Source organism: Roseateles sp. P5_E11 (assembly GCF_054049355.1).
In genome coordinates this window covers 1-21,713 of the sequence record NZ_JBFUMO010000014.1, presented here as the reverse complement: position 1 = coordinate 21,713, position 21,713 = coordinate 1, and the positions used below count along the sequence as shown (strand labels likewise).

Annotated in this window: 25 protein-coding genes; 4 read left to right on the top strand and 21 right to left on the bottom strand. The window is 70.4% G+C overall.

Translation table 11 applies throughout. The features are described from left to right. Positions 1-84 precede the first annotated feature (84 nt). The 21 genes from ACXJKR_RS02400 to ACXJKR_RS02300 form a co-directional block, all read right to left on the bottom strand. Positions 85-876 (bottom strand): hypothetical protein, encoded by a 792-nt coding sequence (locus ACXJKR_RS02400; RefSeq protein ID WP_457320424.1) that lies wholly within the window; start codon positions 874-876, stop codon positions 85-87. An 85-nt stretch (positions 877-961) separates the two neighbouring features. Further along, a complete protein-coding gene (locus ACXJKR_RS02395; RefSeq protein ID WP_457320422.1) occupies positions 962-2,701 on the bottom strand; it encodes a TIGR02594 family protein in 1,740 nt (579 codons plus the stop codon). A 152-nt stretch (positions 2,702-2,853) separates the two neighbouring features. Then, a complete protein-coding gene (gene sctT / locus ACXJKR_RS02390) occupies positions 2,854-3,639 on the bottom strand; it encodes a type III secretion system export apparatus subunit SctT (protein WP_457320420.1) in 786 nt (261 codons plus the stop codon). After that, on the bottom strand, positions 3,639-3,914 hold the full coding sequence (sctS, locus tag ACXJKR_RS02385) for a type III secretion system export apparatus subunit SctS (RefSeq protein ID WP_056201193.1): 276 nt from the start codon (positions 3,912-3,914) through the stop codon (positions 3,639-3,641). Before sctS ends, sctT begins: the two co-directional genes overlap by 1 nt. Then, positions 3,911-4,576: a type III secretion system export apparatus subunit SctR gene (gene sctR / locus ACXJKR_RS02380; protein ID WP_457320418.1), complete on the bottom strand. Its 666-nt coding sequence runs from the start codon at positions 4,574-4,576 to the stop codon at positions 3,911-3,913. Before sctR ends, sctS begins: the two co-directional genes overlap by 4 nt. Before the next feature lie 2 nt (positions 4,577-4,578). Continuing rightward, a complete protein-coding gene (locus ACXJKR_RS02375; RefSeq protein WP_457320416.1) occupies positions 4,579-5,256 on the bottom strand; it encodes a hypothetical protein in 678 nt (225 codons plus the stop codon). Continuing rightward, a complete protein-coding gene (locus tag ACXJKR_RS02370) occupies positions 5,253-5,894 on the bottom strand; it encodes a response regulator transcription factor (RefSeq protein WP_457320414.1) in 642 nt (213 codons plus the stop codon). Before ACXJKR_RS02370 ends, ACXJKR_RS02375 begins: the two co-directional genes overlap by 4 nt. Continuing rightward, the gene (locus tag ACXJKR_RS02365) at positions 5,891-7,027 is read right to left on the bottom strand and encodes a sensor histidine kinase (RefSeq protein WP_457320412.1); all 1,137 of its coding nucleotides are present in this window, start codon (positions 7,025-7,027) and stop codon (positions 5,891-5,893) included. Before ACXJKR_RS02365 ends, ACXJKR_RS02370 begins: the two co-directional genes overlap by 4 nt. Beyond that, entirely contained in the window at positions 7,024-8,130 is a 1,107-nt protein-coding gene (locus ACXJKR_RS02360; protein WP_457320410.1) for a hypothetical protein, read from the bottom strand. Before ACXJKR_RS02360 ends, ACXJKR_RS02365 begins: the two co-directional genes overlap by 4 nt. 73 nt (positions 8,131-8,203) lie before the next feature. Next, on the bottom strand, positions 8,204-8,785 hold the full coding sequence (locus tag ACXJKR_RS02355; protein ID WP_457320408.1) for a hypothetical protein: 582 nt from the start codon (positions 8,783-8,785) through the stop codon (positions 8,204-8,206). A gap of 1 nt (position 8,786) precedes the next feature. Continuing rightward, the gene (locus ACXJKR_RS02350) at positions 8,787-9,260 is read right to left on the bottom strand and encodes a hypothetical protein (protein ID WP_056201170.1); all 474 of its coding nucleotides are present in this window, start codon (positions 9,258-9,260) and stop codon (positions 8,787-8,789) included. After that, positions 9,257-10,591: a FliI/YscN family ATPase gene (locus ACXJKR_RS02345; protein WP_457320406.1), complete on the bottom strand. Its 1,335-nt coding sequence runs from the start codon at positions 10,589-10,591 to the stop codon at positions 9,257-9,259. The genes ACXJKR_RS02350 and ACXJKR_RS02345 overlap by 4 nt, the downstream gene beginning before the upstream one ends. Further along, positions 10,588-11,211, bottom strand: a complete 624-nt coding sequence (locus tag ACXJKR_RS02340) for a FliH/SctL family protein (protein WP_457320404.1) — start codon at positions 11,209-11,211, stop codon at positions 10,588-10,590. Before ACXJKR_RS02340 ends, ACXJKR_RS02345 begins: the two co-directional genes overlap by 4 nt. Before the next feature lie 8 nt (positions 11,212-11,219). Further along, complete coding sequence (locus ACXJKR_RS02335) at positions 11,220-11,735, bottom strand: hypothetical protein (RefSeq protein ID WP_056201161.1); 516 nt, start codon at positions 11,733-11,735, stop codon at positions 11,220-11,222. Continuing rightward, positions 11,728-12,459, bottom strand: a complete 732-nt coding sequence (gene sctJ, locus ACXJKR_RS02330; RefSeq protein ID WP_457320402.1) for a type III secretion system inner membrane ring lipoprotein SctJ — start codon at positions 12,457-12,459, stop codon at positions 11,728-11,730. Before sctJ ends, ACXJKR_RS02335 begins: the two co-directional genes overlap by 8 nt. After that, entirely contained in the window at positions 12,459-12,851 is a 393-nt protein-coding gene (locus tag ACXJKR_RS02325) for a hypothetical protein (protein ID WP_056201151.1), read from the bottom strand. Before ACXJKR_RS02325 ends, sctJ begins: the two co-directional genes overlap by 1 nt. Continuing rightward, positions 12,848-13,147, bottom strand: a complete 300-nt coding sequence (locus ACXJKR_RS02320) for a hypothetical protein (RefSeq protein WP_056201148.1) — start codon at positions 13,145-13,147, stop codon at positions 12,848-12,850. The genes ACXJKR_RS02325 and ACXJKR_RS02320 overlap by 4 nt, the downstream gene beginning before the upstream one ends. A 46-nt stretch (positions 13,148-13,193) precedes the next feature. After that, positions 13,194-14,195 carry a SctD/MshK family protein gene (locus ACXJKR_RS02315; RefSeq protein WP_457320400.1) on the bottom strand — a complete coding sequence of 334 codons (1,002 nt, stop codon included), beginning with the start codon at positions 14,193-14,195 and terminating at the stop codon, positions 13,194-13,196. A 4-nt stretch (positions 14,196-14,199) separates the two neighbouring features. After that, positions 14,200-16,029 (bottom strand): type III secretion system outer membrane ring subunit SctC, encoded by a 1,830-nt coding sequence (gene sctC, locus ACXJKR_RS02310; RefSeq protein WP_457320398.1) that lies wholly within the window; start codon positions 16,027-16,029, stop codon positions 14,200-14,202. After that, a complete protein-coding gene (locus tag ACXJKR_RS02305) occupies positions 16,026-18,029 on the bottom strand; it encodes an FHIPEP family type III secretion protein (RefSeq protein WP_457320396.1) in 2,004 nt (667 codons plus the stop codon). Before ACXJKR_RS02305 ends, sctC begins: the two co-directional genes overlap by 4 nt. Continuing rightward, positions 18,026-18,775 carry a lytic transglycosylase domain-containing protein gene (locus ACXJKR_RS02300; RefSeq protein WP_457320394.1) on the bottom strand — a complete coding sequence of 250 codons (750 nt, stop codon included), beginning with the start codon at positions 18,773-18,775 and terminating at the stop codon, positions 18,026-18,028. Before ACXJKR_RS02300 ends, ACXJKR_RS02305 begins: the two co-directional genes overlap by 4 nt. Before the next feature lie 315 nt (positions 18,776-19,090). On the opposite strand from ACXJKR_RS02300, the gene ACXJKR_RS02295 reads away from it, so the two are divergent. The 4 genes from ACXJKR_RS02295 to ACXJKR_RS02280 form a co-directional block, all read left to right on the top strand. Continuing rightward, a complete protein-coding gene (locus ACXJKR_RS02295; RefSeq protein WP_457320392.1) occupies positions 19,091-20,308 on the top strand; it encodes an EscU/YscU/HrcU family type III secretion system export apparatus switch protein in 1,218 nt (405 codons plus the stop codon). Positions 20,309-20,312: 4 nt separating this feature from the next. Then, positions 20,313-20,606 carry a flagellar biosynthetic protein FliO gene (locus ACXJKR_RS02290; RefSeq protein ID WP_457320391.1) on the top strand — a complete coding sequence of 98 codons (294 nt, stop codon included), beginning with the start codon at positions 20,313-20,315 and terminating at the stop codon, positions 20,604-20,606. Continuing rightward, a complete protein-coding gene (locus tag ACXJKR_RS02285) occupies positions 20,603-21,256 on the top strand; it encodes a GNAT family N-acetyltransferase (protein WP_457320389.1) in 654 nt (217 codons plus the stop codon). The genes ACXJKR_RS02290 and ACXJKR_RS02285 overlap by 4 nt, the downstream gene beginning before the upstream one ends. After that, a partial coding sequence (locus ACXJKR_RS02280) for a hypothetical protein (protein WP_457320387.1) occupies positions 21,253-21,713 on the top strand: 461 nt, incomplete at its 3' end. The genes ACXJKR_RS02285 and ACXJKR_RS02280, both read left to right, overlap by 4 nt.

Below are 21,713 nucleotides of genomic sequence, written 5' to 3'. Positions count from 1 at the left end.
GAGGGTCAGCTTAGCGAAGCTCATCCGCCAAGGCGACTGCGGCTGCCCCTAATTCGTGGGTCTGGGTATTTTGACGACGAGCGCTCAGCCCGGCTTGCAGGTTGRAAACACCGCCGGCGAGGTGTTGAACCACGACAGGCGCCACCCCTGGGCAGTCCAGCGCGCCTCGAAGGCGCCGGTGCTCACGCGGTTGTCAGCCACCCTGGACAGCGGTGGCTTGTCCAGTTGCGGCGTGTCGATGGCTTTCAGCATCTTGCCGATGTCGGTGCCGGACTCCGTCGTGACGATGCCGGGGATGCAGGTCGCGGCATTGCGGATGACGGACGCGGGTGCCTTGACGGTGCCGGAGTCCGGGGAGAACTCCAGCTGGGGCAACGACAGGCGTTGCAGCAGCTCGCCGTCACGCCTGGCAATGGCCTCGCGCAGCTGGCGCCAGAACAGCACGAAGGCCGCGTCACGGTCCACGCCGGCCTTGCAGGCCTTGCCTTGGGTGGACAGCGCGATGGCCGCCGGCAGCGCGATCGTGCCGCAGCCGGCGGGCTGCAGGGCCAGCGTGTAGCCCTCGTTGCCCACGCGCTTCACGATCGCCTGGTAGCGCTTGTTGCCTTCGACCTCGTCGGTCCAGGCAAATCGCACCGATCCGTCGGGCTGCGCGACGCCGGCGCCCTGCGACTGCACGCTGCATTCATGCGTGCCGGAGGTGGCATACACGCCCGCCCCCAGCAACGCGCCGCTGGCTTCGTAGCTGATGTTGGCGGTGAGGTTGTCGCTGGGGTGGCAGACCAGCTGCGTGGGCAGCGGGTCTTTGGTGACCTGGGCCTGCGCGTTGAACACGGCAAGCAGCGAGGCGATCAAGGGCAGCAGGGAGCGGGCCATCGGTCCAATGCAAAAGGGATGGCGGGCCAGTATCCCGGCCCGCACCGCCGTGCGTGCAACCCAACCGTGGGATGGACGGCCGCGCTCAAGGCGCCCTGCGCACGCCAATGGCTTCGGACAGCGAGCGTACTTTCTCGTTGACGCCGTCGGGGTTGCCGGGCCCGTTGCCCTGGTTGCCGCCGACCACCTTCACGCGGCCGTCGGCCAGCACGGCCTCGACGATGGCGACGTGGCCCTGCGCCGGGTTGTTGCCGCGCGGGAAGACGATGACGTCGCCCGGCTTCACATGCGCCGCGTCCTTGGGCACGGACGTGCCCCAGTTCAGCCAGCTGCGCGCGGCGGCGCTGTTGGTGCCTGGCACGCCGGACTGCTTCATCGTCCAGTTGACGAAGGAAGAGCACCACGAGGTCTCGTCGTTCCTGGCCTTCAAGGACGTGGCCTGGTGGTACTCCAGCACGCGCGGGTTGTCGCGCCCGCCGCTGATCTCCTTGGTGCCGATCTCGCCGCGGGCAACATCCAGGATGCGCGCGGCCTTGCCGGTCCCCGAAGCTGAGGCCGGCGCCGCGGCGGCCGGGGTCGGCGCGGTGGCGGTGCCGTTGAGCAAGCCCTGACGGTTCAGCGCGCTGTCGACCGCGTCGGTGCGGCGCTTCTGGTCGGCGCGGATGACGGCCTGCACCTGGGCTTCGGTCGCCGTGCCGTGCACCTGCCGGTTGGCGATGTTGACGAAGCCGCTGCCTGCCTGGCCCCCGCCGCTGAGCCGGAAGCGCTGTCCGGTGGAGGCGTCGACATAGCTGTTGACGCGCAGGTTGGTGATATGCGCCGCGTCGATGGGCTGGCCGCGCAGCGTGCCGAGCTGGTTCAGGAAGCGGCCGGCGGCGCTGGGCGACTGGTTGTACAGGTCCAGGTAGGCCGAGGCCAGGCGCGCGTTGCTCGGGTCCAGCCCGGCGCGGCGCGCGGCCGCCTCGTAGGCCGGCAGCTGGCCCTGCAGCGTCGTCAGCTGGCGGCGGTCGGCATCGGCGGGGCTGGAGGCCGCATGCTGGTAGGAGAAAGAGCCGCGGTTGTGCACCGCGTTGCCCGGGTCGGTGTGGCCGCCATAGGCCACGGTGAAGCCGCCGTCGGGGCGGCGCGTGCCTTCGGCATTGCCGATGACGATGGCGGCCAGCGCGTTCGAGCCCAGCGACGGGTCGGTGAAGCGCTGCAGGTTCAGCGTCGGCGCGTTGCGCGTGCCGTCGGTGCGCGCCAGCGCGGGCTCGGCGATCTGGCGCTGCGTCACATCGCGCTTCCCGGTGGGGTCGGCGTTGAGCGCCCGGGTCATGCCCAGTTCCACGGTGGACTGTGCCGAGCCGCTGGCGATGGCGGCCTTGCCGATGTCGCTGCGGTAGCGAGGGTCCGTCATGTAGACCGGCAGCAGCGTGTCGTGCACCAGGCCGACGGAGCCGACGACAGGCAGGCCGTCCACCAGATGGCCCACCGACGGCASGTTCAGCGTGTCGCCGACGTGGATCAGGTCGGCGTTGCGCACCTGCGGGTTCGCGCCCACCAGCGCCTGCAGCGTCAGGCCGTGGTCGGCCGCGATGTGCTGCATCGTGTCACCGCGCTGGACGGTGTAGTGCGTCGCCGGGATCGTCAGGTGGCTGCCCGGGTAGATGACGTCCGGGTTGCGCACCTGCGGGTTGGCGTCCAGCAGCGCCTGCACCGACACGCCGTTGGATTTGGCGATGCGGCTCAGGCTGTCACCGTGCTGCACCTCGTAGCTGCGGCCGGCGGGCGGCGGCGTGTCGTTCACGGCCGGGGAGGCCGACGTGGTTCGGGTAACGATGCTCATGGGGTGCCCTTGGCGTTGTCCTGATGGGGCGATGAGCGCATCGCGCATCGCGTCGGTCAGCCCATTTCAGACCAGCGCCGCGGACCGGGCAATTGCGGGCGCTGCTGTTTCAGAACGTACGGCCGGGCGCGCTCTAGGGTTGGCCGCAATCCTCAGGCGAACAGGCGCTTCAGCAGGTCCGTCACCACGCTGGGCCGGGCCAGCAGCTCGTCGTTCATCAGCGCCACCAGGCTGCCCAGCTGCAGCAGCAGCACCAGGTGGCCCACCACGGCCTTGATGGACATGGACAGGCTGAACACATTGAGCTGCTGGGCATAGCGGTTGATCAGGCCCAGCACGCCGTCCACCAGGTAGAGCAGCACGAGCGACGGTGCGGCGACCATCAAGGCCAGGCGCAGCATGCGGCCGAACTCCGCCTCGAAGGCCAGCATGCCCTTGGGCAGCAGTTGCCAGGCGCCGTGGACGGGCCACAGCGCGAAGCTGTCCAGCAGCAGTGCGGCGAACAGCATGAAGCCTCCCGAGGCCATGAAGACCCAGCTTGCCAGGCGCGCCAGGAAGGCACCGGTCAGCGAGGTCTGGTGGCCGGACAACGGGTCCAGCACCTGGGCCTGGGACGAGCCCACCTTGGTGTCGATGAGCTGGCCGGCCATCTCGAAGGACCACATCAACCCGGCGAACAAAAAGCCCATCGCCGCTCCCAGCATGGCCTCGCGGCCGTAGAGCATCGCCCACTGCCAGCCGCTCAGCTGCAGCGGCTTGATCTCCTGCACCAGCAGGCCCAGCAGGCCCAGGGCGACGAAGAGCGAGTTGCGGATCAGCGCCGGGATCAGGTCCTGGGTGAACAGCGGCACCAGCAGGAACGCCACCGCCACCCGCATGGTGGACAGGCCCAGTAGCAGGACGGCATCGGTGGGATGCCCGATCCAGAACTCCAGCATCAGCGGTTGATCTTGACCAGGCCAGGGAACTCGCTGAACACCTTGTCGCCGAGCCGGTAGAGGCTGCCGCCCAGTAGCGAGGCGGTGATGAAGATGGTGACGACGATGGCGAAGAACTTGGCCACGTACTGCACCGTCTGCTCCTGCAGCTGCGTGGCCGCCTGGATGAAGGCGATCAGCAGCCCGACGATGGCCGCCACCAGGATGGGCGGCGCCGATAGCAGCAGCACCAGCCACAGCGCCTGCTGGGTGAGTTGGATGACTTCGCTGTTCATGTCTGGTACGTCAAGACGAGGCCGTGCGTCAACTTGACCCAGCCATCGATCAGCACAAAGAGCAGCAGCTTGAAGGGCAGCGACACCGTCGTGGGCGACAGCATCTGCATGCCCATGGCCATCAGGATGTTGGAGATGACGAGGTCGATGACGAGGAAGGGCAGGAAGATCAGGAAGCCGATCTCGAAGGCCACCGTCAGCTCGCTGACCGTGAAGGCCGGCACGATGACGAGGAAGTCGCGCTCGCTCAAGGCCTGGGCCTGCTCGGGCTTGAGGCTGCGCTGCGCGGTCTTCAGGAAGAAGGCGCGCTCCAGCGGCCGGCTGTGCTTGATCAGGAACTCGCGCAGCGGCTCCTTGGCAACGTCGGCCGCGGCCACCATCTGGCTGGTCGACGCCGAGCCGGCCTTGGTGGCCGGCATGGCGCTCAGGCTTTCCTGCATCTCCACGCCCACCGGGTACATGACGTAGATGCTCAGCACCAGGGCCAGGCCGTTCATGACGACATTGGGCGGCACCTGCTGCAGGCCCATGGCATTGCGCAGCAGGCTCAGCACGACGACGAGCTTGGTGAAGGACGTGATCATCACCGCCACGAAGGGCGCCAGCGCCAGCAGGATGACGGTGATGAGGGCCGAGGCCGGGGTGAAGGTGCTGAGATCCATGCTCAGAGGGAATCGATGCGCAAGGCCTGGCCGGTGCCCCAGGGGATGAGGCGGCCGCGGGCCCGCGCCACCTCGGGCCGCGAGGCGTCGATGAGCTGGCAGTGCACGGGCACCGCAGGCAGCGCATCGCTCCAGCCCATCACGACCTCCAGCGGCAGCGGCTGCTCCCAGCGCGCCACCAGCTGCCACGGCGCTTCACCCGTGGGCTCAGCCCGTGCGCGCAGCCGGTGAGAGACCGGCGCTTCCAGCAACAGCAGTCCGCCCGGCTCCAGCGCGGCCAGTTCCGCGTCGCCCAGCCGCCACTGCGCGAGCACGCATTCGGCCGCGGTTGCGTGCCATTGCAGGCCGGGCACTTCGGGTGCTTCGCCCAGCGCGCGCAACGCCGTCCAGGGCAGCGACAGCTGCGCCTGCACCTCGGCGCCCCGCCAGCTGGCCTGGGCGCCGCTCACGCTGATGGCGCCCGACTGCGCCACCCATTGCCAATCCGCGGCAGACACGAGGCCCGCGGCCGCCAGGGCGTCCAGCAGTTCGCCCGCCAGATCCAGCACGACGGCGGCCTCTGCGGCGCAGGACACCAGATCGCCCGTCTCGAAATCATCGGCGCTGATGCACAGCCGCGCCTGGCCGCACAGGTAGTGCCAGCTCGACGCCTGCGTCAGTGCTTGGGGAATGAAGCTCATGCTCGGCGACTCACCATGATGCKGGTCAGCTCGGTGACCGAACGCGCCTTCATCTTGCGCATGCCGCGCGAGCGGTACAGCTCCACGCTCTTCAGCGACAGCTTGATCTCGTCGGCGATGTTCTTGTTCATCAGGCCCTTGACGACGAGGGACAGCACCTGGCGCTCGCGCGGCGACAGCGTCTGAGAGCGGCGCTCGAACTCCTCGCGCGAGCCTTCCACTTCGGTGTCGATGCCGCTGTCCACATCCGTCGGCGCAAAGGCGCGGTCCAGGGCCGCACTCAGCGCCACGTCGTCCAGCGGCTTCTCCAGCAGCGAGACGGCACCGCGCTTTTGCATCGCGGCCACGGCCAGCGGCACGTCGGCATGGCCGCTCATGTAGATGACGGGCAGGTGGATGCCGCGCTCGCGCAGTGCGTCGTGCAGGTCCAGCCCCGACAGCTCGGGCATGCGCACGTCCAGCATCAGGCAGGTGGACTCGGGCCAGGTCGTGCCCACGGCCACGCGGGCCAGGGACTGCAGCGCATCGCGCGGGTCGCCCCAGTCGCGCACCTGGCAGCCGAAGCCTTCGAGCCAGAAACGCAGCGAGTCACGGAACTCGTGGTTGTCATCCACCACGTAGATTTGCCGAGGGGTCATGTCGTCCTCTCCAGAGTGGGTGGGGTCGCCGCCGCCGTCACCGGCAGAGCGAAGTGAAAGCAGCAGCCGCCGGCGTCGCGGCGCGTGAACCAGAGCCGGCCCTGGTGCATCTCGATCAGCGAGCGGCAGATGGACAGCCCCAGGCCCATGCCGTTGGGCTTGGTGGAGCTGAAGGGCACGAACAGCCGGGCTTCAGTCTGCGGCGTGATGCCGGGGCCGTTGTCGGCCACGCGCAGCTCGGCGCGGGCACCGTCGACGACCAGCTCGATGTCGATCAGCGGCTCGGCCGGCCGGTCCAGGCGCAGCGCGTCCAGCGCATTGCGCAGCAGGTTGATCAGCACCTGCTGCAACATGACGGCGTCGCCTTGCACCGGCACGGGCTGCATCGGCAGACGCAGCACCAGGCGCACGGCCTCGCGCTGCAGGTCCCAGTCGAGCAGGCCCAGGCTTTGGTGCACGAGCTCGACGAGGTCCAGCCTCTCGGTCTTGGGTTGGCGTGACTGCGTGTACTCGCGCACCCGGCCGATGATCTGGCTGGCATACGTGACCTGCTGCACCGCCTTGTCCAGCGCGGCCAGCTCGTCAGTGTCATCCGGATGGCGGCGGGCCAGGCGCAGCTTCAGGCCGCGCAACAGGTTGGCGGTGGCGCCGATGGGCTGGTTCAGCTCATGCGCCAGCACGCTGCCCATCTCGCTGACCGTCAGCGAGCGCGATGTGAACAGCAGGCCCTCGCGGTCGTCGAGCTGGCGCTGCAGGTGATGCAGGCGTTCGCGCTCGTCGTCCAGGCGCAGCAGCACATGGCGAGCATCCAGGGCCACGCGCTGGGCCACGTACTCGCCGCTGACGCCGCAGCGCGTGCGCACGCCCAGCGGCGCCACCAGCGCGCTGGCCAAGCCGTGCAGGGGCTGCGCCCAGTCCTCGGCCAGGCCGCCGACTTCGCCCGGCAGCAGAGCCTGCATGGGCGCGTTGAGCGCGACGAGGAAGTCGCCATCGAGGATGGCCAGGGCCTCGCCCAGTTCGCCCAGGGCGTGCAGCAGATCGGCGTCGACGCGGCGCACTGAGGCACCCTTCGCGCTGCGCGCGGTCCCGCCAAGCGGGAGCTGCGCGCCTTCGGACGGCCGGGCGGCGCTCATGGCGTTTCCCGAGGCCACAGGGCCTGGTTGCACAACAGCCAGGGGATCGAAGGCCGCGCGGCAAGCAGCGCTCGCAGGCTGGCGCTGGCGGGGGCCTGCACCAGCACCTCGGTCCATTGGGCGATGCCTGGCGCGACGTCGTCCAGGCGCAGCTCGCAGCTGACCTGGCCCGGCGCGGGCACCGCACCTCCGGCCAGGTCGCGCAGCGTGCGCGGGCGGCCCTGGGGGCCCAGCGCCAGGCGCACCGTCCACCAGCGCTCGATCGTGGCCGGACGGGCCGTGCGCCAACGCGCCGGCCAGCGCCGCCATTGCCAGGTGGTGGCATCGCGACTGGCTTGCAGGCTGGCCAGGCCGGCTGGGCTGGCCAGCAGCACCGGCAGGCCCAGACGCCAGGCCTGCAGGGCCGGGCGCAAAGCCGCCGCGGCGGGGGGCGCGAGGGTCGCCTCGCGCAGCCGGGCCAACAGCAGCAGCGCCCACGGCGGCATGGCCTCGAGCTCGATGGCTTCAGGCGTCGGCAGCACCGGCGGCTCCTGTTCGTCCGGCGCATCGCGACCTGCGTCATCGAACAGCTGCCGCCAGCTGGCGGCATCCTGCGCGCGCCAGCGCAGCTCGGGGCCGTTCTGCAGTGTCAGCGGCGCCATCAGCACCGGCGCCATCGGCAGCACGGTCGCACCCGCATCGGCAAGCCGCGTGGCGGCCATCGGTGTATCGCCGAGCAACCCGGCCGATGGTGAATGCACCGGTGATGGTGTGGCCGGCTTGTCCTGCGATGCCTGCGTTGCGGGCATCGCAGCCACCGTCGGTACGTCGGGAGCGGCCAGCGGCTGCGGCACCGCGGCCGTTGCGGGTTGGGGTTCATGGGCGTGCTGGACCTGATGCGCGTGATGCGCATGAGGGGTCTGTAGCAACGGGCTGGCCTCGCCCGACAGGTTCAGCGCGCTCAGCGGCTGGGCCGCCTCTGTCGGCTGCGGCTGCAGATGGGGCTGGCCGGCTTCCACGCTGCCCGCGCCTTCGGCCTCACCCAGGGAGGCCTGCATCAAGGCCTGCCACGCCTCCCAAGTCTCGGCCGGCGACAGGGCCTGGATGGCGGTGATGCTGGTCATTGGTGCACCCTTCGGCCTTCGGCCTGTCCCGCCAAGCGGGAGCGAGCTTGCTTGGGGCGGCCCGGCACTGCGCTCATGATTCCACCTCGTCGGCAGGCCGGCGCCGCTTGTCCGTTCGTGCGCCGTCGCGCAGGCGCGACCTCAGCACATCATGCCCGGCATCGCGCAGTCGCTTGTCCAGGTCGCTCAATTGCTGCCGGGCCTGGGCCTGGGCGACTTGCGGCACGCGCAGCTCCAGGTTCAATGGCGCCAGCGGCTGGGCTTGCTCGACGCGCAGCTGCCAGGCCGGGCCGGCCACCGCGGGCAACTCGACTTGCCAGGCACGCGCCTGCGGATTTGCCGACGGGGCAGCTTCGCCGAGTTGCCGCATCGCTTCGAGACGTTCCGTGGTGGGCGTGGCCGACACGCTGCGGACCTCCGTCATCTCGGGTGCCTGATCGCGTGGGGTTCGCGCCATCGCCGGCGCGATGGGCAGCACGGGCTCGGGCTCGGACGGGTCCTGCTCACGCAGGCGCAGGTAGGCGTTGCGCCAGTCGGGCTCATCGCCGGCGTCGCGGTGGGCGTCCTGAGGTGGCAGGGCCTCCGGCGTCGCCATGGCGGATCGCGCGCGCAGCGGCATCGCGACCAGGGGCAGCAGGATGGGCAGCAGCTTCATGTCAATGCAGCGTCCGGCAGGCGTCTTCGGTTTCCAGCTCGGCCTGCTGCTCGCGGGCTTGGCTGGCCTGGCGGCGCTGGTCCTTCAGCGTCGCGTCTACGGCGTCTTCGCGGGCCTGGGCACGGGCGAGCTCGGCACGGCGTCGTTGCACTTCCGCCTGGGCTTGTCCCAGCGTCTCGCGCTCGTCGAGCAAGGCGTATTCATCGCGCTCCAGCCGCTCGGCCAACGCCTCGCCGTGGGCCTGCACCTGGTGTACCCAGCGCGGCATGTCGGCACTGCCGGCGCCGCCCCAGTGAAACGCCAGCTCGACGATCAGCCTGCGGCCCTGCTCGATGCGGGCCTCGCGGTCCTCGACCGCGGCGACGGCCTGGCGCTCTTCGGCCTGCGCCTGCGCCAGCGCCAGGCGTGCCCGCTGCACGCGCAGCTGGCGCAGGCGCAGCCATTGGCGTGCCTCGATGTCGGAAAGCTGGTTCACGACACGATCTCCCGCAGATGCTGCAGGCAGCCGTCCCAGTCGCTGGGTTCGTGCGTGGCCTGCTGCAGCAGGGCCTTGATCTGCGGCATGCGCTCGATGGCCTGGTCGGCCAGCGGGTCGCTGCCGGCCTGGTATTCGCCCACCCGCAGCAGGAACTCGACCTCCTTGTGCCGCGCCATCAGCGCACGCAGATGGGCGGCGTCGCGCTGCTGCTCGGGCTGGGTCACGCGGGTGAAGACGCGGCTGGCGCTGGCCAGCACGTCGATGGCCGGGTAATGCTGAGCCTGGGCCAGCGCACGCGACAGCACCAGATGGCCGTCGAGGATGGAGCGCACTTCTTCAGCGACCGGGTCGTTGCCGTCCTCGTCTTCGGCCAGCACCGTGTAGAACGCGGTGATGGTGCCGTGGGCGTCGTTGCCGGCGCGCTCGAACAGCCGCGGCAGCTCGGCAAACACCGAGGGCGGATAGCCGCGCCGCACGGCCGGCTCGTTGGCAGCCAGCCCGATCTCGCGCAGGCCGCGCGCGAAGCGGGTCACCGAGTCCATCATCAGCACGACGCGTGAGCCCTGGGCGCGAAAGCCCTCGGCAATCGCCGTGGCCGCGTAGGCGGCGCGCACCCGCTCCAGTGCCGGTCGGTCCGAGGTGGAGACGACGACGACCGAGCGCGCCAGGCCTTCGGGGCCGAGGCTGTCCTCCAGGAACTCGCGCACCTCGCGGCCGCGTTCGCCGATCATGCCGATGACGTTGACCTCGGCCCGTGTGCTGCGCGCCAGCATGCCCAGCAGCGTCGATTTGCCGCCGCCGGCCATCGCGAAGATGCCCACGCGCTGGCCTTCGCCAACCGTCAGCAGCGCGTCGATGGCGCGCACGCCGCACACCAGCGGCTCATGCACCGGGCGGCGCTGCAGCGGCGAGGGCGCGTCGCGATACAGCGGCACGCGTGGCAGCAGGTCGAGCGGGGGCCCGCCGTCCAGCGGCTGGCCAAAGGCGTCGATGACGCGACCCAGCAACCCCGGGCCGCTGGGCAGCTGCGCGGCTTCGTGCAGCACCTCGACGGCGGCGCCGACCGGCAGGCCCTGCAACGAGCCCAGTGGCGCGAGCATGGCCTCGTGGCCCTGGAAGCCGATGACCTCGGCCAGCAGGCCCTCGTCCTGCGGGCGCGAGGGATCGAAGACGCGGCAGCTCTGGCCGACGCGCGCCTGCACACCGGTGGCGCGCATCAGCGTGCCGCCCGCCTGCACGACTCTCCCCAGCGTGGCGACGGTGCGGGTGCGCTGCAGGCTGCGGCGCAGCGTGTCGGTGCCGACCTCGACGTCCAGGCTCAGCGTCATGGCTTGAGCCCCCAGGCGCGGGCCAGCCTTCGCACTTGCGTCGCCACGCCCGCATCGGCGCTGCCGAACTCCGTGACCAGGCGGCAGTCGGTTTCGACGAGTTCGGCGTCGGCCACGATCTCGGCCTGCGCCAAGCCGGTCTTGTTCTCGGGGTCGGCAGCCTGCAGCGCGTCGTGCAGGTTGGGCAGCTGGCTGGGGTGCACCTGCAGCCGCCAGGTGCGCGCCGGCAGCAGCTCGCGCGCGGCCTGTGCGGCCAGGCGGGCGAGGCGCTCTTCGGCGGGCACTTGGCCGAGCAGCTTCTGAAAGATGTCCAGTGCCAGGCCGGCCACTTCGCGCTGCAGTCGCAGGCGTTCGTCCTCGTGAGCGCAGGTGAGTCGAGCCAGCGTGTCGGCTCGGTGCGCGCGCGACTCGGCCTCGGCCTGGGCCAGGCCTTGCTTCAATCCCTCGGCGTGCGCGCACTCGCGGGCGGCGTCGATGCGCGACTGCTCCTGCTCCAGCAGCTCGCGCAAGGCATCGAGCAGCTGCTGCGCATCCTGCAAGGCCGGCACCTCGGCGGCACGCAGCACGCGCCGGTCCGAGGCGATGCCCAACCTGGCCTGGGGGTCGCGATGCCAGAGCATGAAGTTGTTCATTGAATGACCCTTGCTTGCAAGGCCAGCGTTTCACGCAACACCGCCAGGGCCGTGGCCTGCGGCATCACCCAGGCCGCGACCGGCCCGAGCCGGCGGCTGGCCGCATGGCGCAGCGAGCCATGCGGCAGGCCGGCCAGCAGCACCGCGGCGCCGGCCTCGGTGAAGCGCTGGCTCAAGGCCTCCGGCGTCGTGACGTCGGGCCAGTCGCTCAGGCTGGCCGGCAGCCCGGCGGGCAGGGCCGGCCAGTCCTGCGCACTGCGTAGCGCCCGCCACCAGGGCGCGCCCAGCGCGGTGCGCGCCAGCTCCCGCAGCGGCCCGGCAATCCACAGCCGCAGCGCGGGCGCGGCGAGCACGGAGCCGCAGCGCCGGGCCAGCGCCAGCAGCTCATCGCGCTCCAGCGCCAGCCAGGCGGGGGCTGCGTCGAGCTGGGCCCAGCTCAGCGTGCGGGCCTCCACCGGCGCGTCTTCGAGCAGGCGGCGTGCGACGTGCGCGCGCAGCTGGCGTTCAGTCATGGCCGCCTCCTTCCAGCGCGAGCTGGTTCTGAGCCCGACGGCGGCGCCAACCCAGCCAGCCCGCAGCACCCAGGCTGGCCGAGCCCAGCGCGACGGCCAGCACCAGTGGCACCGTGGCCTGGCTTTCGGGCATGGGCGGGGCCACAGGCGTGGGCTCGGCCGCGAAGGCGACGACCGAGACGCTTTCATACGGCAGGCCTTCGACGCTGTTGACCACCAGGGCGCGCACCTTGGGCAGCAACGCCTCGACATTGAAACCGGGGCGGTGCTTGATCATCACGGAGGCCGACGAGGGCTGGACCTTGTCGGACAGCGGGTGGCGCTCCGGCACCACCAGCGTCACGCGGGCCTGCAGCACGCCGTCGATGCTGGTCAGCGTGTGCGACAACTCCTGCGACAGCGCATGCATAAGGCGCGCGCGCTCCTCGACCGGCGTCGACACAAAGCCCTCGCGCTTGAAGACCTTGCCCAGGCTGTCGTAGTCCTCGCGAGGCAGGCCTTGCGCCTTGAGGATCTGCACGGCGCGGGCGAAGTCGGCCTCGCCGGTGAGCACCTCGAAGCCGTCCTCGCGTGCGTTCTTCTGCGCCGGCACGCCGGCCAGTCGCAGCGCCGAGACCATGTCATTGGCCTGGCGCTCGTCGAGCTTCGCGTAGAGGGCCTGCTCGCCGCAAGCGGCGAGCAGGGCAGTCAGCGCAAGTGCGCAAAGGCTTCGAAGTGGTTTCATCACGACTGTTGCCTAAAGAGCTGTTGCAAGCCTTCGGACGTGCGATTGGCAATGTTCGAGGTCAGCTGGCAATGGAACATGAACTCCTGGCAGCGCACCGTCAGGTTGACGAGTTCGCCCGGCGTCAGTTCCTGGCCCGAAGCCGCCGCCAGGCGGGCGTCGCGCCCCAGCGACGACGCTTCGGCGTTGATGTGGTCCAGCGGCTGGACGAGACGCTGCATGGCCTGGGCGGGCGACTCGGCCGGGCCCAGGCGCTGCACCGCGCTCGCCATGGCGCGCTCGAAGCCCGCCACGTCGGCCGTCGGCGCGACCTGGCCAAGGCTGGACAGCGAAGCCCCTGCGCCGAGCTGGACGTCGGCCACCGGGGGGGCGATGGCGAGGCCGGGTGTCACTGCTTGCGCGCCATCGTTTCGAGGGCGGAACCGACCGTCGAGACGGCGGTGTGCGAGCTGCTGGCCAGGAAGCTCATCTTCAGCGACATGGCGGTCAACTCGGTCACGGCGGAGGGCGTGTCGCCACCGTTGTTCATCGCGTTGGAGGCCGTCTCGATGTCGCCGGCCTGCTTGTCCAGGGCTTTGCCCCAGGCATCGGCCATGGCTTCGAACCAGGAGCCGCCGCCGTTGGTCTTGCCACCCGTGGAACCGTTTACGGGTGCGGCGGCGAGGGTGTTGAGAAGTGCGTTGGACATGGGAGTCTCCTTGTGGGAGGGTTGGGGAAAGTGGGCGAAACAGGGGTCAGAGGGTCAGCCGCGTTTGCTGGCCATCGCGCTCGACGATGACGGCGCGCTCGGCGATCTGCACGACGCGGTGCCCGCTGGGCAGCAGGGCGCCGCTGAAGTAGCGGCTGCCGTCGGCGGTGATGAAGTAGGGGCTGTCGGCGTTGTCAACGACGGCCACGAGGCGCTTGGCCGGATCGTCGGGCGCCGGAGCGGGCGCAGCGGCCGCGGCCACCGGCGGCCGGTTGTCGATACGCAGCGCCGGCAGGTGGGCGATGTCGCGCTTGGCCGCGGCGGCGGCGGCCTGCACCCGGGTGGCGTCGCGCTCCTGCGTGCGCAGCACCAGCTCGCCTTCGGGCGACCAGGCCGCCTGCGCGGCGATGCCGTACAGGCGGAAGACCTCGACCGCACTGGCCAGCAGGTCGGGCGCAGTTGCAGCGGTGGCCGCCTGGGCAGGCGGTACGACCTTGGCCACGACCTGGCCGGCTTCGCGCAGCGTGCCGCCACGCCAGGCCAACGACGCGCCACCGATGACCATGACCAGGCCCAGCGCCGTCAGCACACCTTCGAGCACGGGGCGGGCGCGCGGCGCGGCAGTGGGTGCGCGCATGCCTTGAGCGCGCTCGCTGGCGGGCAGCTCGGGGCCGTCATGCAGCACCGGCTCGGGCCAGTAGTCCTGGTCGGCCGGGCCATAAGCCACCAGCGCATCACCCAGCTGCAGCGGCTGGCCCGGCGCCCAGGCGTGGATGGCGGTGCCGGGCATCAGGGCCCGCTCGGCCAGCACGGCATGCCCGGAGACGAGCTGCAGGCTGACGCGGCCGGCACCGGACGGGATCACGCGCAGCTGGAAGTCGATCTCGCTGGCGAGCAGGATGTCGGCGAACTGGGTGTCGGCCTGGTTGGCCGAGTTCAGGCCGCAGACGAGCAGGTCGTGCTGCGCGTCCAGCCGGGCACGCGCGCCGAGCTGGCGGCCGGCCAGCACGCGCAGTTCGAGCATCGAGGCGGGGAGATGGGACTTCATGGCATCACTCCTGCTGCGCAGCACCTTCGCTGCCGGTCGGCCCGGTGGGCGCGGCCGGACTGGCCGGGCTGGCCGGATTGGCGAGCGGTTGGCGGGCTCTTTCCATCACGTCGGCCGCGGCCTTGCTGCTGGCCAGGCGTGGCGTGATGAGGAACATGCGCTCGATGCGTTGGCCGCCCTTGCGCTGGGTCTTGAAGAGGTTGCCCAGCAGCGGGATGTCGCCCAACACCGGCACCTTGTCGACGCCGGCCGTCGAGCTGTCGCGCACCATGCCGCCGATCAGCAGGCTTTCGCCTTCGGAGATCAGGGCCTGGGTGTTGATGCCCGAGCGCTCGACGATGGGCAGGTTGTCCACGCTCTGGCCGGTCAGGCCGCCATCCTCGATCTGCACCAGCAGCTTGATGCGGGCCGGCTCGTCACCTTCCTTGAACACATGGGGCGTGACGCGCAGCCGCGTGCCGGCGGTGACGTTGAAGAGGTCGACGTCCTCGCGGCCGGCGACGCGCACGTAATAGGTCGAGCTGTTGTCGAACACCGCCTCGACGTTGGACAGCGTGACGACCTGCGGGCTGCTGACGACCTTGGCCGCACCGTCGCTCTGCAGGGCCGTGATGCGGGCCACGAAGGGGAAGCGGTCGCCGATGACGGCGGAGATGACGCCGCCCTTGTTGGTGGGCGTCGGATCGACCTGGCCGTTGAGGCGGTTGTCGCTGGCCGTGCCGTTGCCGAACATCAGGCTGGACAGGCCGTGGTTGTAGCGCCAGTTGATGCCGAGCTCGCGCATGCGGTCGGTGTTGATGTCGATGATGGTGGCCTCGATCTCCAGCGACTGGGGCTCGACGTCCAGCGACTTGATGAGGGCGGCATAACGCTCCAGCCGCTCGGGCAGGTCGCGCACGATGACGGCGTTCAGGCGCGGGTCGGCCTCGATGCGCGGCGCGAAGTCGGGCGGCGCCGCCGGCTCGGCGGTGTCCTGACCGGGCTGGCCGTAGCCGACCTGGGTGAGGGCCGCGACGAGGGTGTCGGTGCCGCGCATGCCGGGCGCGGCGTCGTCGACGAGGCCGAGCGTCGTGGTGTTGCCCGCACCGCGCATCGCGCCGCCCCGCGCGCGCTGGCTGCCCTGGGCGCGGGTGGGGTCGGCGGCCGGGATGACGCGGGCCTTGCTGGGCTGGCCGACCAGCGAGCGCAGGATGCTGGCCACGCCGGGCAAGGTGGTCTGCTGGCCGCCGAAGCTCATCGGCACGTCCTGGGCCCAGGCATAGCGCAGGTAGAAGATGCGGTAGTCGGGCAGCGGTTGCTGTTGCTGCGGCGCCCAGGACTTCWTGGCCACCGCCGTCGTGCCGGGGCGCACCTGGCGCACCAGCTCGTCGACCTGCTGCACGAAGCGCTTGGCGCCCACGGCGAGCAGGGCGCCGTCGTCGCTGAACTTCAGCGTGTTGCGCGTATCGGGCAGCTGCAGGGCCTGTGCGGCGCGCTGCACCTGCGAGGCGGCAGCGGGCGTGAGCAGGTAGCTGCGCGTCTGGGTGTCGCTGGCCGGTGCGATGTAGAGCACGCCGCCGTCGTAATAGCTCAGCAGGTTGTAGGCGCGGCTCAGGTCGCGCAGCAGCTTGGCCGGCGTGCCCTCGAAGCGGCCATTGACCTGGCCCTGCACGCCGCTGGCGACGACGGGGATGTCGCTGCCCGAGAACAGGCCCTGCAGGAACTGCTCGATGGGTTGGTCGCGCGCCTCGAGCTTGACGGCGCGCAGCCCTTCGGGCAGCGGCGCCGCTGATAGCGGCAGGGCTTGGGCCAGCAGCAGCGTGGTGGCTGCGGCGATCTTGAGGTTTGAGGTCATGCGGCGAGCAGTGCTGCCTGTGGGGAAGGCGCCTGAATTGAAGCGTTGGGACTGGACCCCGGCGGGGGCAGGTGGTGCAGCGGCGTGAGCCGCAGCGTCGGCAGCAGTTCGTGGAAGGACAGCACGGGGGTGTCGAAGCACTCGGTCTCGATGAGCTTGCGCAGGTGCCAGCGCAGGTCGACGGCGCAGACCAGGGCCTGCGGTCGCAGCGCCTCGACCTGGGCCTGCACATCGGCGGCGAGCTGGCGCGCCACGTCGGGTGAGATGGCGAGCTGGGTAGCGCCGCCGCTGACATGCAGGTTCTGGCGCAGCAGCGCCTCCAGCTCGGGCGACAGCATCAGCGCCTGCAGCTCGCCGCTGGGGCAGATGCGGTGGTGGGTCTGGCGACGCAGCGCGATGCGCGTCATCTCCGTCAGGGCCTGCACGTCCTTCTCGCGCTGGCTGGCATCGGCCAGCGCTTCCAGGATGTCGCGCAGGTTGCGGATCGAGACTTCCTCTGACACGAGGCGGCGCAGCACCTCGGTGACCTTCTGAACCGGCAGCGCGCGCAGCACTTCCTTGACCACATCGGCGAGTTCGGCCTGGGCGCGGGTCAGCAGCTCGCTGGTTTCCTGGATGCCGATGAACAGCGAGGCGTTGCGGCGCAGGGCCTGGCGCACCTGCTCGGCCAGGGCCGCGGCGTCACCGGCCTGGCCGCCTTCGGACAGTGGCACCTCATGCGCGAGCAGGCGCCAGCCCTCGCGGCCGAGGCGGCCGTGCAGGGCCACGCGCGGCAGCGGCAGGCCCTGGTCGAGCTGCAGCTCGTCCAGCATCGCCTCGATGGCGCGCGTCACCGCCAGGCCACCGTCACCGAGCATGGATTGCGGCAGTTCCAGCAGCAGCGGCACGGAGGGTCGCACGCGAAGCTGCGCCGTCTTGAAAGCGCCGGCCTCGGGTTTGCCGCGCCGCGGGCTGAGCTGGGGCATGCGCCGGGTCAGCCAGTCGCGGCCCTTGGGCATCAGCAGCATGCCAGCCGCGCCGAACACGACGGCCAGCAGGCCGAACACCAGCGGCGGAAAGCCCGGCACGGTGGCCAGCAGCAGGCAGATGCCGGCGGCCATCAGGTGCACGCGTGGCTTGGCACCGAGCTGCTTGCGGATGGCGTCGCCGAGGTGGCGGTCGTTCTCGTCGTCGTTGGTGCGCGTCACCAGCAGGCCCGCGGCCATCGCACCGAGCAGGGCCGGGATCTGCGCCACCATGCCCTCGCCGATGGACAGGATGGAGTAGCGGTGCACCGCGTCCCCCATGCTGAGGTCCTGCTGCAGCACGCCGATGGCCAGGCCGCCGAGCAGGTTGATGAGGATGATGATGATGCCGGCGATGGCGTCGCCCTTGACGAACTTCATCGCGCCGTCGAGGCTGCCGTGCAGCTTGCTTTCCAGCTCCAGCGTGCGGCGGCGGCGCTTGGCTTCGTCCTTGTCGATGAGGCCGGAGCGCAGGTCGGAATCGATGGACAGCTGCTTGCCCGGCATGGCATCCAGCGAGAAGCGCGCCGCCACTTCGGCCACGCGCTCGGCGCCCTTGGCGATGACGATGAACTGCACCACCGTGATGATGAGGAAGACCACCAGGCCCACCACCAGGTTGCCGCCCGCCACCAGCTTGCCGAAGGTGGCGATGATGTGGCCGCCGTCGGCATGCAGCAGGATGAGCCGCGTGGTGGCGATGGACAGGGCCAGCCGGAACAGCGTCGTCATCAGCAGCACGCTGGGGAAGACCGAGAACTCCAGTGGACCGGCCACGTAGACGGCGATCAGGATCAGCACCAGCCCCGAGGCTATGTTGACGGCCACCAGCAGGTCGATCAGCCACAGTGGCAGTGGCAGCACCATCAGGGCGACGATGGCGACGATGCCGGCAACCAGGAAGAGGTCGCTGAAGCGGGCGATCAGCCCTTCGCGCGGCTGGTCGGCCGCGGCGAAGTAGCCCGAGAGGCCGTCGGGCCGTTTCACGGCACTCATGCCTGAACTCCKAAGCGACGGCGCAACTCGGTGTAGACGGCCATCACATTGCGCACATAGGCCTGGGTCTCGGCAAAAGGCGGCACGCGCCGGCCGTGGCGCTCGACGGCACCCTCGCCGGCGTTGTAGGCGGCCAGCACCAGGCGCAGGTCGTTGCCGAAGCGGGCCTGCAGCTGCTTCAGGTACCTGGCCGAGGCTTCGAGGTTGGTCTCGGGGCTCAGCAGCGCGCGCTCCGCCTCGGCCACACCCAGGCCACGGCCGGTGGCGGGCATGACCTGCATCAACCCACGCGCACCGGCCGCCGAGATGGCCTGGCTCTGGTGGCGCGACTCGATGTGGGCCAGGGCATGCAGCAGCAGGGGGTCGATGTCGTGGCGCTGGGCCACTTCGGCCATCAGCGGCGCCAGGGCGCGGATGCGTGCCTGCGCGGCGGCGTCACGGATCGGTGCCGGGCGGATCACGGCGGGGGCCGGCGGCAGCGCCACGGGAGCAAGGGGCGGCACCTCGGCAGCCGGCACTTCGGGCTCGGGCACTTCGACCGGCGCCGAGCGGCTCCTGACTAGGGTGGCCAGGCACAGCCTTTCGGTCAGCGCGAAGCCGCTGGCGCCTGCGGCCGGTGCGGCATCCAGCAACGCCTCGGCGGAAGGGGAGGGGCAGTTCGGCGCGGCGGCGAATGCCCCCATCAGCGGGGCCGCACCTAACGCACCGGTCGCCATGACCTGGCAGATCCGTTGGAGTCCGAACACTTGTCTTCCCTGCTTTTTGGACCGGGCGGACTATGGGGGCAAGCCTTGCCGGCTTGTTGACCATTGCAAGCAGAAGTAACTGACTGACCCGTAGACATTGCTCCTTTGTATGCAAGAGGCTGCCCCCCACGTTTACGCGTGGAAACAACTGCTGCACCGTCGCAATCTGAGACCGGGCATCGTTCGGTCGCGCCGTGCCAACCACCCTGTGCGAAGCGGGGTGAAAGGCCCCCTAGAAGTAGGTCTGGTCACGGTGCTGAAAACAAGTTTTCACAAACCCCGTTTGCACCCCCTAGAAATAGGTGTTAGGGACCCATGGCCGACGACAGCGGCGACAAGACCGAACAACCCACCGCCAAGCGCCTGCTGGATGCCCGCAAGAAGGGCGATATCGCCAAGGGCAAGGAGCTGACGAGCACGGCGACGCTGCTCGTCTGGCTGGTGATGGGCGCGTTATGCATGCGCATGGCCTGCGAGCGGATTGCAGCCCTGTGCGAGGCCTTGTTCGCGCGCGTGTCGGCCGGCTGGCGCGAGGAAGGCTTCGGCCATGTCGCCGCCCTGCTGGGCTGGCAGAGCGTCGAACTGTCGCTGTTGCTGGTGGCCCTGCTCGTCATCCCCGTGGCGGTCCTGGGCACGCTGATCGAGTTCCTGCAGGCCGGGCCGGTGCTGGCCTTCGAGAAGGTGGCGCCCAAGCTCGAACACCTGAACCCGGCCGAAGGGTTGAAGCGCATGTTCTCGATGGACAACCTCGTGGAGCTGATCAAGGGCATCCTGAAGACGGCGCTGCTGCTGGGCATAGGCTGGGCGGTGGCGCGGCTGCTGCTGCCCGACGCGATGCGGCTGGCCTCGGGCACCGACAGACCGCCCCAGCATCTCGGCGGCCTGGTCTGGGAGGGCACGGTCAAGACCCTGGCCTGGACGGTGGGCGTGTTTGCCGGCGTGGCCTTCCTCGACACGATGTGGACCCGGCACCGCTTCACCAAGAAGCTGCGCATGAGCATGCGCGACATCAAGCAGGAGATGAAGGAGAGCGAAGGCGACCCGCATCTCAAGCAGCAGCGCAAGCAGGCCCATGCCGAATGGAGCCAGCGCAACCAGCAGGCGGCGGCGCGCGGCGCCAATGCCCTGGTCGTCAACCCGACGCATGTGGCCATCGCCATCGACTTCGAGCCCGGCCGCTGCCCCGTGCCCACCGTCAGCGCCAAGGGCGAGGATCACGTCGCCCGCGCCATGCGCGAGGCTGCCGAGGACGCCGGCGTGCCCATCGTGCGCAACGTGCCGCTGGCGCGCGAGCTGCTGGCGCGCTGCGAGGAGGGCGAAGTCATCCCGCCCGACCTGTTCGACGTGCTGGCCGAGGTCATCGTCTGGGCCGAGGGCGTGCGCGAGCAGCTCAAGTGGGAGGCCGCCCGCGCCGACCCGCATCGGCGCGACGAGGTGCCCGCCGAGCCGCCGCGCGCGCGACCCGCGCCCGGCGAAGACCTGACGCGCCACCCCGACGTGGACTCGCGCGTCGTTTCCGCCCAAGACGATTGATGCCATGCAGAACCTGATGCTCAACCTCGCCAGCACCGTGGCCGCCCTGGCCTTCGTGCTGCTGCTGGCCTGGGTGCTGATCCGCGGCTGGCGGCGCCTGCAGGGCTTCAGTGGCCGCAGCCCGGCGGATGACGGTGAGGCCCTGCGCTTCGTGCGCGCCCTGCCCGTTGGTGCGCGTGAGCGTGTGGTGCTGCTCGACCATGCCGGCGAGCGCTGGATGCTGGGCGTCACGGCGGGCGGCATCAATCTGCTGGCGCGCTGGCCGCAAGCCGACGCCAAGCTGGATCGCGAAGCATGACGGCCTTCTCCCATCGCTGCGACAAGCTGTTGCTGCGCGAGTTCGTCGCGAGCGATGCGGCCGACATCCAGGGCCTGCATGCCGACCCGCGGGTGCGCGAGCTGCTGCCCGATGAACAGCCCCTGCACGAGGCACGTTGGGCCGCGGAATTCGCGGCCTGCCTGGCAGGYTTCTATCGCCGCCATCCTGGCCTGGGCATCTGGCGTTGCGCCGTGCCGCTGAGCGCTGCCAACGAACAGTTCGCCGGCTGGTTCAGCCTCATGCCCATGCAGGCAAGCCCTGACACCGTGCAGCTGGGTATCCGGCCTGGCGACGCTGAACTCGGCAGCCGTCTCAGGCCCGAACACTGGGGCAGTGGCCTGAGCCTCAGCGGCGGCGAGGTGCTGCTGCGCCATGCCTTCGAGACGCTGGCACTGCACACGGTCTGGGGCATCTGCCACCCTGAAAACCGCGGTGCCCGCGTCTGCCTGGAGGCATTGGGCTTCACGCCTCGCAGCCGCGCGCTCTACGAAGGCCAGCCTTCCGATTACCACGCCCTGGACGCAACGACCTGGTCGGCCGTCCAGACCCTCAGCCGCCGCGAACGCCTGCGCCAGACCCGGCGCGCCCTTGCGCGTTCCCACCGGCCTACAGCCCTCGCACTGCCATGACCACTTCCGCTTCACCCAACCCCTGGCAATCCGCCCTCGGCCATCGTCTGGCCCAGGCCCTGGAGCAGTCCCGGTTTGCGCACGCGCCGCAGGCCGATGCGGCTTCCGAGCTCGGCGCCACGCGCTGGCGCCTGCCCTCCCGCGTCGCCGAGCCCACGGGCGCAGCTGCGGCGCTCAGCGAAATGCTCGGCACCGGTGCCCAGGCTGGCCTGGTGACGCACTGCCTGCAGCACTACCGCAACCAGCTCGCACCGGGCCGCGCCGAGGACGACCTGGGCGTGGCCCTGGCCGCCTATCTGGGCGCATGCCGACAGGCCTTCGATCACGAGGCACTGAGCCCGCAGCGCTGGCAAGCCATCACCCAATGGGTCAAGGCCTGGGTCATCGATGAATTGCCGTGGGACGACGCACCGCTGCTGCAGCGGCAGGACGCCTTCGAGCGTCTGGCCGTGCTGAC